At 55.1% G+C, this 13,172-nt stretch carries 10 protein-coding genes; 3 read left to right on the top strand and 7 right to left on the bottom strand.

Annotation, left to right across the window (positions count from 1 at the left end; translation table 11 throughout):
- Nucleotides 1-126: 126 nt before the first annotated feature.
- A complete protein-coding gene (locus RQ935_RS08990; RefSeq protein ID WP_311498095.1) occupies nucleotides 127-1,407 on the top strand; it encodes an ATP-binding protein in 1,281 nt (426 codons plus the stop codon).
- Between the two features lie 115 nt (nucleotides 1,408-1,522).
- Here the strand turns inward: RQ935_RS08990 and RQ935_RS08985 are convergent, their stop codons facing one another.
- From RQ935_RS08985 to RQ935_RS08965, 5 genes are all read right to left on the bottom strand, one after another.
- On the bottom strand, nucleotides 1,523-3,874 hold the full coding sequence (locus RQ935_RS08985) for a YhgE/Pip domain-containing protein (protein ID WP_311498094.1): 2,352 nt from the start codon (nucleotides 3,872-3,874) through the stop codon (nucleotides 1,523-1,525).
- A complete protein-coding gene (locus tag RQ935_RS08980; protein WP_311498093.1) occupies nucleotides 3,871-6,714 on the bottom strand; it encodes a YhgE/Pip domain-containing protein in 2,844 nt (947 codons plus the stop codon). Before RQ935_RS08980 ends, RQ935_RS08985 begins: the two co-directional genes overlap by 4 nt.
- Nucleotides 6,715-6,771: 57 nt before the next feature.
- The gene (locus RQ935_RS08975) at nucleotides 6,772-7,659 is read right to left on the bottom strand and encodes a patatin family protein (RefSeq protein ID WP_311498092.1); all 888 of its coding nucleotides are present in this window, start codon (nucleotides 7,657-7,659) and stop codon (nucleotides 6,772-6,774) included.
- A gap of 431 nt (nucleotides 7,660-8,090) precedes the next feature.
- On the bottom strand, nucleotides 8,091-8,867 hold the full coding sequence (locus tag RQ935_RS08970; RefSeq protein WP_311498091.1) for an alpha/beta hydrolase: 777 nt from the start codon (nucleotides 8,865-8,867) through the stop codon (nucleotides 8,091-8,093).
- 549 nt (nucleotides 8,868-9,416) lie between these two features.
- Nucleotides 9,417-10,592: an ATP-binding cassette domain-containing protein gene (locus tag RQ935_RS08965; RefSeq protein WP_399532380.1), complete on the bottom strand. Its 1,176-nt coding sequence runs from the start codon at nucleotides 10,590-10,592 to the stop codon at nucleotides 9,417-9,419.
- A 140-nt stretch (nucleotides 10,593-10,732) separates the two neighbouring features.
- On the opposite strand from RQ935_RS08965, the gene RQ935_RS08960 reads away from it, so the two are divergent.
- Nucleotides 10,733-10,891, top strand: a complete 159-nt coding sequence (locus tag RQ935_RS08960) for a hypothetical protein (protein WP_311498089.1) — start codon at nucleotides 10,733-10,735, stop codon at nucleotides 10,889-10,891.
- A 299-nt stretch (nucleotides 10,892-11,190) separates the two neighbouring features.
- Nucleotides 11,191-11,535 carry a helix-turn-helix domain-containing protein gene (locus RQ935_RS08955; RefSeq protein ID WP_311498088.1) on the top strand — a complete coding sequence of 115 codons (345 nt, stop codon included), beginning with the start codon at nucleotides 11,191-11,193 and terminating at the stop codon, nucleotides 11,533-11,535.
- Between the two features lie 12 nt (nucleotides 11,536-11,547).
- Here RQ935_RS08955 and RQ935_RS08950 read toward each other — a convergent pair whose 3' ends face one another.
- The gene (locus tag RQ935_RS08950) at nucleotides 11,548-12,435 is read right to left on the bottom strand and encodes a nucleotidyl transferase AbiEii/AbiGii toxin family protein (RefSeq protein ID WP_004010388.1); all 888 of its coding nucleotides are present in this window, start codon (nucleotides 12,433-12,435) and stop codon (nucleotides 11,548-11,550) included.
- A complete protein-coding gene (locus tag RQ935_RS08945) occupies nucleotides 12,432-13,079 on the bottom strand; it encodes a type IV toxin-antitoxin system AbiEi family antitoxin domain-containing protein (RefSeq protein ID WP_004010386.1) in 648 nt (215 codons plus the stop codon). Before RQ935_RS08945 ends, RQ935_RS08950 begins: the two co-directional genes overlap by 4 nt.
- Nucleotides 13,080-13,172: the final 93 nt, after the last annotated feature.

Here is a 13,172-nt window from a genome sequence, read left to right as displayed (position 1 = left end):
GTTTGATGCTTGACCTACAACAATGAGAAGTCAAGTCCACGAGCAAGCATAAAGGGCTTCCTGCCAGACCCTTTCAAATGCAAATTATACTTTTCATTTATGTGTAAAAAAGCTAAAATGTAAAGTATGATTAGCAATTCCACCATACCGCATTCGTATTCTCGCGACTTGGCACGCCCTCAATACCTTGACCTGCTGCGACGCTACCGTGATACCGAATCGATAAAGGTACTCTCTGGAGTGCGTCGCTGCGGAAAGTCGACTCTGCTGCGACTGTGGAAACAGGAACTGCTGCATTCCGGAGTACCGGAAAGCCACATTTACCTGCGGAGTTTTGACGATTTTTCCCTGCCGCTTGATTTGAATGCACAATGGCTGCAAGCAGATTTACGGCAAGCTTTCGATGCCGCCGACCCCAACAAGCCCTTCTACGTGCTGCTAGATGAAGTCCAAGATGTTACTGGTTGGGAAAAAATCGTCCGTGGATTACATACCCGTCCCGGAGTGGACGTGTATCTCACCGGCTCCAACGCTTATGTTTTGAGCGGTGATTTAGCAACTCTACTCAGTGGACGCTATGTAATCCTTGAGATTTACCCACTGTCTTTCCAGGAATATCTAGATTTCGTAGCCACCAGCCAGGAAACCTCCCGCAGTGAAGAAGCCCTGTTTGCCGATTACCTGCGCTTTGGAGGCATGCCAGGGCTGTTCCAACTTCCCGGATTAGACACGGAAACCGTGACTAGAGAGCTCACAACCATTTTTGATTCCGTAATCCTGCGCGACGTGGCAGCCCGACTCCAGGTGCGCGAATTAAACGTCTTAGAAAAGTTGGTCCGTTATGTGTTTTCCACTTCCGGGTCCCTGTTTTCCACTCGTTCCATCGTGAACACGCTGAAAAGCTCGGGCTATCGCGTATCTGGGGTTACCCTCGACTCCTATCTTGATGCCCTATCCCGAGCGCTATTGATATATCCGGTCGAACAGATTGGGCTGCGCGGCAAAGAAATTCTGCGACCGTTACGCAAGTTCTATCCCGTCGACACGGGATTACGGAACCTGACCACCGGTTTCGCTCCGACTGATGTCGGCTACCAGTTAGAAAACCTGGTTTATCTAGAGCTGCGCCGCCGTGGCTTCACTGTCACCGTGGGTGCGCTGCCCAAAGGGGAAGTGGACTTCGTGGCGGAAAAGAATGGCGAACGCGTTTATTTCCAAGTAGCCGATGACGTTAGCAACGAAAAAGTCATGATCCGGGAGCTCACACCACTACAGGCTATTGAAGATGCTTTTCCCAAATTACTGTTGACCACTGATTATTTACATACCGGAATCCGCCCCGACGGCATCCGCGTACTCCACGTCATTGACTGGCTCACTGGCCGGCAAGGAACTGCATCACTGTAAAAAACCACATCCAATGGGCGAAAGCAATTGCATTCGATGCGGTTTTTCATTTCCCGATGTTCTCCGATCGCGATGCGCAATGACACCTGGTTCACCGCAGTTTAGTTAGTCCCGACTACATGACCTTCGTTTTTTCAATCGCTTTGGTCATATCGTGAATCCGCCCGGCAATCGTATGCCGCAAAACCAGCCCGAGCACCAGGTTCGGAATCAGGAACACCAGGATTATCACCAGGTTATAAGCAAAGTCCCCCGCATAAATCCCGGCAATAGCCGAACGCATCAAGTTAATCGCATACGTGGCCGGCAGCCAAGGACTGATGTTTTGGAACCACTGCGGTAGCAGTTCCAGCGGATAGGCCCCGCCAGCGGCAGAAATCTGTAGCACCAGCAACACCACCGCTAAGGCTTTGCCCGCATTCGAAAGCGCCACGACCAGCGTATAAACGATATTGGTAAAGACCGTGGAAATGACCCATCCCGCCAAAATCAGCAGGAAGGGGTGAGCCGGTTCAATCTCCACGAACACAATCAGCCCGACCATCAGCAATGTGGATTGAGCCATCCCAATTGCCCAGAACATGAAGTAACGTCCCAGGTACTCCTGAGCCCCGGTGAAGACAGGCTTTTTCTCTGCGGCTTTCACGGCTGATTTCGCAGCTGGAGTCGGTGCTGTTTCGCCAGGTTTCGTGCCTGGTTCACCTGACCGAGACGATTCCGCGGCGTTCGTATCCGCCGCAGCAGCTACATCAGGATGTTTGCGGGCTGCAACGCTGTCCAGGTAGCGTTGGCCCACATTCGGAGAAACGTCAGTGCGCAGGAAAACCCCCGCCAGGAGCGCCCCCACCCACAGGGCTATGACGGTGAAAAGCGGAGCCATGCCCACCCCGAAAGTAGCGACTGGGAACACAGCATTACGTTGTACTGCTACGGGGGAAGAAATCAGGCGAGCAAATCCCTTGGGGTCAGCTCCCAACGTCGTTGCGATTTGGTCCAAGTCCACTTCCCCCCGAGTGGACGTTATCTGTTCACGAGCCCGGTCTAGGCGGCTAGCCCCGTCACGCATCTTTTGCGCGGTATCGGCCAGGGTCTTTTGGGAGCGGCGCATACTCTCAATCATCCCGCCTGAACTTTCCGACAGGTCGGCTTGCATCGCCTCCAGATATGAACGGAAAACTTCCACATTCTTGCCGGCTGAATCCAGGTTTTCGCGCAGGCTTTCAATCTTTGGCTGCAAGTTTTTCTCGTAGTTGGACCGGGCTGTGTCAATAGCCTGTTGCGCGTCCGCCATGGCAAGGTGGGCCGACTCCCTCAGGTCAGAATCGAGAGATACCCCCCGGTGCAGGTCAGCAGCGATACTGCCCAGTCGCTCTGACAGGCTTTGTTGGCGAGCAATCGCCGCATCCATATCGGCCAGGAACCGGTCTACGGTCGGATCCTTCCCCAGCAAATCCGCCCCGTCCGAGCCCAATGACTGCTCGATTTCGTCCCGAGTCTTTTGGAAGCCAATGATTTGTTTGTCCAACAATGTCTGCAGCTGTTCGACTGCGGCAGCACTGCTTTGGGTGGTGCTGTTGGCCGAATCCAGCAAATTGTCCAACTGATTTTGAAGGTTGGAAATATTGCCTGCGGCCAGGCTCACAGCATCATCGAGCCCAGAGGAAACGGCCGCGAAAGGATTATCTGTCCCCCCCGGACTTTTGACCCCGGAACCAAATGCGTCGCCAACAGCCCCATCGAAAGAGTCCTGCACCCCCGCAGCCAGCTGTTTTGCCCCTGTGGCCAGCGGCACCGCCGAACCTATCACGGTAGACAGAGAACTGACTGTATTCGCCCCGGAATTCAGTTGTGCACAGAGGGATTCGAGGCGGTTGCTCAGCCGATCCAGGGCCGCCTGAGTGTCGGCAGTGTCCAGGTAGGAGGACACGTCCTCGGCAATACCCACGGCGACTTCGGCCAAGGTTCGCGAAAAAGTCGTGTTGATTTGCGCGGTGACACCCTGAGCGCCTTGCGTGGTGAGATTGGCGGACAGCGGGTTCTTCTTTTCGTTGGTGTACAGCGTGATATCCGCCGGAGCAGCCCCGCCGGCATAGAACGTGAACATGGACTGCGAAAAATCCTCCGGCAACACGATTGCCGCGTAATACTCCCCTGAGCGCGCACCTTCCAAAGCCTGATCTTTGCTGGTCAGCACCCAATCGAACTGGTCATTCACGGCCAGTTCCTTGAGTACCGTATCCCCCACATTGACTTTGACGTTCAGGAGCTTGCTGGTGTAGCCCTCATCGGTGCTGGCCACGGCAATCTGCAACCGTCCCGAATTCGAGAAGGGATCCCAGGTCGCCAGTACGTTGAACCAGGTGAAAAACAAGGGCACGGCAATCAATAGAACCATGAAAATCCGAACCATGACGCTGCTGCGAATCTGGCGAAAGTCGTCACGAGTGATAAAAAGTACTTTGTTCATCGTGCTGCCTCCCCGGTTGCTGAGGCATCGGTTTCGCCCGTAGGCTTCTCGGTGCTTTGATCCGCGGCGTCGGTTCTGTCTAGATCCTGGGGTTCGGCCGGGATTTCATCAGCCGATTGGTCCACGGTTTCCTTCTGAGTATCCTCGGGGTTGTTCCCCGCATTTTCGTCCCGGGGTTCTTCCAATGTTTCGACGGCAGTCCCCAGAACGGATTCCACTGCGGCACTTTCCACCGCGTCGTCTTCCTGCTCTGACGCGGTAATAAGGCGGCGTTCACTGCGGCTCGAGTTATGTCCGCTGTTCAGGCTCTCCGACCGGTTAGTGGTTTTGGTTGCTTTTGCTTCTCGCTGGCGGGCGAGGCTCTCGAAAAGTTCATCTTCCGTCAGATGCGACAGCCTTTCGGCCCGTTCTAGTGAGCTCTTTAGCACGACCACGTTAACCAGCGCCCCAATAATGACCAGTCCCCAAATCGCTACTATGCCCAGGAGCACTGGCTTACTGGCGGAGGTGAGCCGGGAAATCATCCCCAGCACAACCAGTCCCAAAATCCCTACGCTGCTCAGTCCATTAATCAAAGCGTGATAACGGGTATTGAACTTTTCTTGACGTCGACTGATGCGGGTGGAAAATTCTTTCCGGTTGCCCAGCAGCGCAATGATGTTACTCAATCGGTAACTGGGGCTTTGCAGCTGCACGTCTTCATTCACGACCAGTTCAGTGCGGGCCAGATCGTCATAGAACAGCTGGGTGGAGTAACCCAAGCGACGCCTCCCCACAAACCCCAGCAGGAACACCGTGACGCTCATAATCAATAAAACCGCCATAACATGCCAGAAACGCCCGTCATAGAACCCGCCGATAGTTTCTCGCATCGCGTCAATGCCGTAGGAAAACGGGAGTATCGGGGAAAGCTGGCGGAAAAATCCGGGCATGAGCTCAATCGGATAGATGCCCGAGGCGCCGGGAATCTGCAACACCACCAGTAAGATTGCCAGGGCTCGACCCACGTGACTGAGAGCGGCCGCTAAGGCATAGATAATTGCCAAATAACACGGCCCAATCAGCATGGATGTAGCAATGAAAGCGGGAGCATTGACCGCCTGAACTCCCATCAGCAAGCTGCCCACGCTGACAATCAACCCCTGCCCTATAGACAGCACACCGGAGAGCATAAATCGTCCCAGATAAGCCGAGCGCAAACTCAACCAGCCAAATCCCTCTTTATCGACTTCCACCCGGAAAATAATGACCAGGATAAGCGCACCAATCCACAGGGAAAGATTGATAAACATGGCCGCCATTCCCGAACCATAAGAGTTGATGGGAAAGAGCGTTTGCTGGTCAAATTCCACAGGTGAGGTCAGATAGCTTCCGATATTGGTCGGGTCCAAGCCAATGACTTTTTCCAAGGGTCCCGTCCGTAGCGCGGTGGCCAGAGTCGCCACATCGGTTTGCGCCCCGCGAGCCGTACTGGCCAGCCCATTCAGGTTGCCCTGCACCTGGCCAAGCACGTTTTGCATGTCCACAATCTGGTCATCAATTCCGCGGGTCAGTGCTGAAATTTCCGTAAGGGAGATTCTTGCAACGCCCACCGCGGATTTGATGGCTCCCAGCTGTGCCGACAGCTGCGTCACTCGGGCGTTTAACGTGGATGCTGTCTGATTGGACTGTTCACGCAGACCAGTGGTAACTCTTTGCGCATCGGTCTGAGCCTGATCAAAGGCTTTCATTAGCGCCTGCAAATCCTCGCTGGCCTTTTCCGCATCCGATCCGGTTTTCCCGACCTTAGCGAGCAGATTCTGCATGTCGTTCAACTGGGAATTCAACTTCGCAGCGAGCTTTTGGGTCTGCGGGTAACCTTTCAAAACCCCAATCTGCTCGCGCATTTTCGTAGTCGAAGCATTCGCCCGCTGAATACCGGATTGCAGCTGCAAGTTCATTTCGGTGAGTTTGCTCGTCGCGTTCGATACCGCCGAACCCGCGGCCGCCGAGGACTCATTGAGCGCTTTTTGGGCGTCAATACTGGCTTGCCCCGCCGTGGCCGCGAATTCGGAAGCATCAGAAACGACCGTTACTAAAATGTCTTGGGAATCGCTCAAAGCCGCGGAAACATCAGCCAATGCCGGGTCAGCTGCAGCCAGCGCAGCCCGGACTTTTTTCATAGTCTGTAAGGAACCCTTCAGAGACGCACTGGCGGAATCCAAGGCGACTTGCGTATCAGCCAGGTCCCGGTTGATACCGCCCAAAGCATCTAAAGCACTACCCTGAGCACCGACAACATTCGCGTCAATCTCTAACCCACCATCGCGCAAAGCCTGCGCGATGACCTCGCCGACCTGGCCTCGGAAAGTAGATGTGATTTGAATATCAAGTTCATTTGCTCCCGCATCGGTAATTTTTGGCGCAATAGCGCCTTTCTTTTCGTTCACATAGTATTCGATGGTCGGCTGGTGGCGTTGACCGCTGAAGATATCGACCAAATCTTTACTAAAGTTCTTGGGGATAACGAAAGTCGCATAGACTTCCCCGGCTCTGATCTTGTGGTTGGCCGTGTCCTGGTCCGTGAACTGCCAGCCGAGCTGTTTATTCCCTGACAGTTGCTCGACTATGAGGTCGCCAATATTGAGCTGACCAGTCAGTGCAGATGCCGCCCCCACATCGTTATTCACCACCGCTATGGGCAGGTTTTCCGTCGCCTTATAGGGGTTCCAAAAGGCCGCAATATTCAGCCAAGTGTAGAGGGCTGGGGTGACTAAGATGCCGATGATAATAATCAGGGACCGCGGAACCGCAATAATCCGCTTCACATCACGGGTGAACACCCGCCAGCTATCTTTCACTCCCCAATCATAACCGCGTGTTGGGATTCTGGCAGTTCACGCAATCTACCAACGGCTTTACAGCCCTAAGAACTCTTTGACCTTTGGGAGTTCACGTTGCATCTGTTCGTATCCGGCCGCAAAATTTTCTTCCAGTTTGGCGGGATCATCTTCGAAATTCGCAACCCCCATATGTTCGGGATAAAACACGTAGGCCTTGCCCTCAGCCTCCAAGCGCTCCAGTTCCGCCCGGGTCCGGTTGTAGTTCGCGGGACGGTCTACCAAGGCCTGGGCGGCCCGCGGATAGCGTGCCAGCAAAGACCGATAAGTCCAATCGGGCAGACGGTTTTCCTTCACATAATCCCGCGGTCGCGTCAGGATGACCAGGAACTTTTCGTAACCATCTGCCTGCGCCACGTCCAGGGGAATCCCGCCGCTGGGGCCTATGGCACCGTCCATGCAGGCCTCCCCGGCGATGTAGGTGACCGGGGTGGCAATCGGCATGGATCCCGAAGCCTTGCACACATGGGTCAGCTTTTGTACCGTGTCCACCTGGTCTGAACTGAAATAGACATTTTTGCCACGCTCAGCGTTGTACACTCCAACACGCCACCGCGCCGGATTGGCCGCAAACCGTTCATAATCCAGTTCCAGCATTCCCCCTGGCTCAGTCATGTCGTAGTACATGTGGTGAGTGTCAAAAATCCCTTTACCTTTGATGGCAGTCTTCCAGCCGCCAAAAGCCGGATCGGTAGAAACATCAATAAAACAGCGCCGGGAGCGTTGCGGCAACCGAGCCAGATAGTTCACCAAGCAGGTTGCCCCCGCGGAAATCCCTGTCACATAGTCCACATAAACTTCGGCCTCCAACAGGGCGTTTACTGCTCCCCCGCTGTAACTGCCGCGCATGGCTCCGCCTTCAAACAATAAAGCTGTGTCAAAGACGTTGTTTTCAAACCGTTGCATTCCAAACCACCCCTAAACCATCGTACGGCTTGACATGGTAATCCGCATCGGGAGGGTCACACGGTTATTCCCACTCTATGATTGCAAAACAGAGGGACTTGAACTCAATGACTAACTTGACTAGCGGATTTATTTATTTTCCAGTATGCGAAATCATCTCAAAACTAGTACTCAACCGGAACTCAGGACTGAGTTCGACTCTAACACTTGATAGTGGAAAATAAGCGCAACCTAATGAGGAGTGAGCCTGACCTGTGAATATACCGGATTGCGACACATGACTGAGTTTCACAATTAGCCTTCTATGAAAAGGCTTACGATTTTAATGCGAGTGTACAGGCAAGTAATTACGCCAATCGTTTATCGAGCTATCATTTATGCAGATAAACCTTGACTCGTTCGATAACTCTATAGTTCAACTTACTGTCAAGTCAAACGCAGTTTTCCAAAAACGGATTAACCAGATCCATCCACTCTAAAGGCAGGTAAGCAGACAGATATCCGTGGTTGTACCCTTTAGCTTCATGGAGGGTGCAATCAGGATGCATTTTTTGAAACAGCCTGGCCGATTCCTTGACGCAGCCCATTTCCCTTTCACCATAGATATATAAAACCTGCGCTTTGCTTTCTGTGATAGCGTCTTTGAGCCTGTACTCTCCCATATATGTTCGATACATCGTCACTAGTGTTTTGATAGGAAGCTTTGGCATATCTTCCATATAGTAGTTTTCTATTTCTGCGGGATAAGCCATGTTGGGATACATTTTCTTCATTAGGCTTAACTGAATCCTGCTAGCCGATCTGCTAAACATAAGCTTCCCAAATAGCTTTACAGTGATTGCACTGATTCGTGCCAGTTTGGGCTGAGGAATGCAGATGCTCCCATCGATTATTGCTTTTTCGGCTATACCGCTATCCAGCGATAATAACTCGATTGCAATTTGACCACCCAGGGAAACGCCGCCTACAGCAAACAGTTTCCCGTCGCAATTGCTTTTTACATAGCCCATGATCTGCTGTGCGGAATCCTCGGTTGAAATATAATCTTTTTGACATTCTTCTCCATGGCCATCAAGCGTCGGCAAGATTACATGGTATGCATCCGAGAGCATGCGGGCTTGCCGGAGGTAGTTCCACCAGGAATTACCCCCACCGTGTATCAACAGTATATGGGGGAGGTTTTTATCGCCGAATTCATGAAACATCATATTTCAGCACCCTCGCAAATTTGAATTTGTCGGACAAACGGAATGGTAATAGATAGCGGTGGATGGAACTCTGTAAAGTCTAGTTCAGAAGCTCTTCCATTCCCGCCTAACCGCCAGTATTCGAGATTGAATGAACTCAACGTACATACTGGACTGTGTGTATGTTTATTCTCGGCAGCGCTAAATCGTCTCAAAGCTAGAGCTCAGCTGGAACTCGGCACTGAATTCCAGTTTAGCATGCAACAGTGGGGAATGGACCCAGATCGTCGGAAGACAAATAACCCAATTTGCGAAGGCATGCATATTCTTCATGCAGCCAAGTTCAAACTGAGCCAGTATTGCATGGAATAGCCGCTGGGCGTTGATAAGAAAGGGCATCTAGCCTACCACGAGCTCATAGCCGCCCGCCACAGGCCTTGTCTTCCAAACCACACTGGTGGCCGCCTCCACCATAGCCGCGTCATGTGAGACCAAGAGGAGCGCGCCGGGATAGGCGGCCAGCACGCGCTCCAGGGCCTCGATGGATCCTATGTCGAGATGGTTAGTGGGCTAGTCCATGATGACGAGCTGAGGCCGTTCGACAATCCCGAGGGCCAGCATGAGCTTACGCATCTCCCCCGGACTGACGGCATCTCCCTCGAGCATGCGGTTCGGATCGGAGTTGAGCTGCGCCACGACGGAGAGGACGCGGCCGCGCCGGCTGGCCGGAAGATCGTGCAATACACCCAAGGCAGCCCGCTCCTGAGCCCGATCGGGCTCCTGGGGGATGTAGAGAAATCTCGTCGCTTCGGCAAGGCCCTCCACGATTCGCCTGACAAGGGTCGTCTTGCCGGAACCGTTGTCCCCGACGAGCCCGATATGATCGGTGTTCCCGATGTGCAGGGCGGGAACGACCAGGGAGACGTCACCGAAGGGGATGCTGCCGGGCCCCATCCTGAAAAGGAGCCTGCGCCTGCTGGGCTCGGCATCGAGCCACACGTCCGCCTCGTAGCGCTTCTCGACCCGCGTCGCCGCAAGCCCCGCCTCCGCGTCCTCCAGCCTTCCGGCCATGCGTGACGAGAGCCTGCCCGCCTGCCCGTCCTTGCCGGTCACCACCGCGACGCGCACCCTGCGACGCGCGTCCGCATCGTGCTTGTCTATGCCCCTAAGGCTCCTCTTGCCAGCGGCACGCGACGCCTCCTCGCGACGTCGTCGAGCCTCCCGCTCGATGCGGGCCTTCTCCTTGCGGGCCTCGTCGCGAGCGTGGACGGCGCCCGAGCGCTCCAGGGCCGCCTGCGAGGATGCCCGCGAGTATCCGCCTGGCCTCATGACGGCGGCACCCCTAGAGACGAACAGGCACTGCGCGCAGAGGGCGTCGAGCAGCTCCCGGTCGTGCGAGACGAGAAGGCCGATCCCATCGAAGCGCGACAGCGCATCGGATATGGCGCGGCGGGTCGACGCATCGACGTGGTTGGTGGGCTCGTCCATGGCAAGGACGTCCGGAGCGGCCCACAGGGCGCAGGCCACCTGTAGTCGCTTCTGCTGCCCGCCCGAGAGCGTGGCATAGCGCCAGGGCCAGTCGTCCTCGATGGCGAGCTCGCGACGGAGCCTCACGGCTAGGCCGTCATGGGCAAGTGCGAAATCGACCGCGTTTTCCGGCGGCTCCTTCGCATCTTGGGCGCAGTAGGCGGAGAAGAGGGATGGAGAGACCGTGCCAGCGTCGGGCCGCAAAAGCCCGCAAGCCATCAGCGCCAACGTGGTTTTGCCCCCCGCCGTTGTCGCCGATGATGCCGGTCCACCCACGGGGAAACGTAGCGGTCACGGCGCGTAGGGCGGGCTCTGCCGTCGACGGATAGGTGTATTCGATGTTGGAGAGGTTGAGCTGCATGTCGCCTCCAGTCCTGCGGGAGACCATGGGGGCAGCTCTGCGCTTTGCCAGTTTGGGTATGTGGCTTTGGAACGATGCTCGAGCATGCGATGCTGCACCCGCAGGCATGGCCACCAGCGATGTCGCTTGGCTTTCGGGTGGATATGAACATCGCTAGTTCCTCATGCACTGGGGCCTTTCTCGTGCCGACGCTTGCCAAAGGCACCGGCGGGTTGCTTGGAATCATTATAGTCACTCGGGCGACAGCGAACAGTCGGGCAGATTGGCCCAACCCGGTCAAGCTTACAACAGGGTTTCGCCATTTGGGTCTTAGGGTGGCTTACGGCGGCTTAGTGCCGCATATCAATTTGCACTGGCAATCCAGAGCTAGTACACCTCTCAATACCGTCCAAGGAAAAGGTCTCCTTGGCATGAAAGAGCATTTGATTCGAGTAAATGCCAAACGAGAGGTGACGCATGGCAGACGAGATTTTCAAACTGGAGCGGACCACAGTGCAAGAGGCTGATGCCGCGAATACCGACTTGTCCAACAATGGTTGCGTAAACCGCGAGAATGCCGAGGCGGAGAATCGGGGATTTGCTGCCTTCTCAACCTCAGACGCGAGCGACCAGGTAGACACCCTGCTCGACGTCTCTCAGGTTGCCGAGTACCTGCGCATTTCACGGTCATCGGTCTACAAGCTCATCGAACGGCAGAAGATCCCCGCAATAAGGATCGGGAGACTTCTACGTGTCAGGAAAGACGAGCTGGACGAGACGCTGCGCGCCACGGGCAACGACATTCAAACACTGCCCATTTGAGGACGTGGATGCTTACTCCCATTCGCACGTTACCGGATTCCATGTCATACCATCTGCAAAACCGACATGCACAGGATTGAAGAGTCTGCTTGCGAGTTCGACTGCCGCTTCAATGCTCCGAAGCGAATGGGGCAGGCCGGTCTGGGAGCACAGCCTTTCGTACTGCCGCTCATGAGGCGCGCCCCATTCATCTGGGATGCAGAACGTCTCAGGCAGGGCGATGCCGCGCACGGCGCCTTCCTGCAGCACACGCTCCCGCAGCTTTTCTCCTTCTATGGAGCATGTCACCGCGTAGATTGCAATATCAACAAGATCCTTCACACGGGAGGAGGCTCTCCTGTCGTGCCTTTCAACCAGTGCACAGAGCTTATCCGCCAACGCGCTCTCGACGGGATAGACCAGATAGTCGCATACCGGCAGCCCTTCGACCTCAATCCTGTCCGCAGGGGTGATGAGCTCCGCACGTTCTATGGGAACCTCATCGACAACGAGGTCGATGGCAATGGGCTGCAGGCTCTTCGCGCCGAGCATGGGCTGGAAAACAACGCGCAATCCGCTCCGATATTTGTCCTCAACCTTTATCGGGTCAGCGGATGCAAACGTGAACCGCATGTAATCGCCAAGGTCCGCAGAGGCAAGCCTCTTCAGCTCTTCGAGGGCACGCTCCAGAGAACGCTCCTTGCAGAGCAGATCGATATCCTTCGTCGCACGCGCGTCCACGGTTCTGGCGAGCATACTCTGACCGCCTTTAAGCACGAAAGCGTGATGCGGGTCGCTGAAAATACGGCAAAGGAGCCTGTGGAAATAGAACCCGGTCATGGCTCGACCCGTGTCGAGCGCCGATTGTCTGGTTGCCGCCTTTGCAGCCATCTCGAGTGCCGCTGGAGTCTGGTATCTCATCTGGCGCACTCCTTTTCGAGGTGCCGTTCCATGAGTCCGCGAATCACCGATAGCGATTCCTGCACGCTCTTCCTCTCCGACTGGTCGGCGATTATCTTCACCAGGCGGTCGTAGTCGAGATTGCCCGCGGAGTTGAAGGAGTCTTCCACCAAAGACCATTCTTCGTTGTCCAGGCAAAGGTCGACGAGCGTTCTCTCGGGTCGCGTCACAGGCAGCCCCTTGATCCAGCTCACGTCGTCCGGGTCGACTCTTCTGATGGCGAAACTCGCTGATTTCATGCGGGAGTTAATTCTACGCGGTGCGTAAATGCGATACGGTGACAGATAAAAGTCGCCGAGGTTCTGCAGACATGCCGCAGTCGAACCGCCGATGGCGATTCCGTCCCAGGCGCCGACCTCTATGCGCTCGTGGGTGAATGCGGCTGGATTGGTCAGCTTCCAGACAGCCGCTAGCTCGTCTGTGAAATCGCCTTGTGATCCGGCAAGCCGGTATGCGCCGTGCGCTATTCGCTCGGCTCGGCCGGAGGTCACGGCTTGGGACAGGGCATTGCGCGTGATTCCGAGCCGTGCGGCTTGGGCCGTGGTGAAGACGCCCTCCGAGGCGGAAAGCTCGTTGAGGGCTGCTATGTGATTCGAATAGATCACGTTGCAATTGTACGCTTTTAGCCGACATGTGCAACCACACGGCGTACCTTATGTATTTTGAGCGCGTAGGTGATGTGGTGCCTCATATAGTTT

This window comes from uncultured Mobiluncus sp. (assembly GCF_963511525.1).
Taxonomy (GTDB): Bacteria; Actinomycetota; Actinomycetes; order Actinomycetales; family Actinomycetaceae; genus Mobiluncus.
The sequence above is the reverse complement of the archived record's forward strand: the minus strand, read 5'-3'. Positions and strand labels throughout refer to the sequence as shown.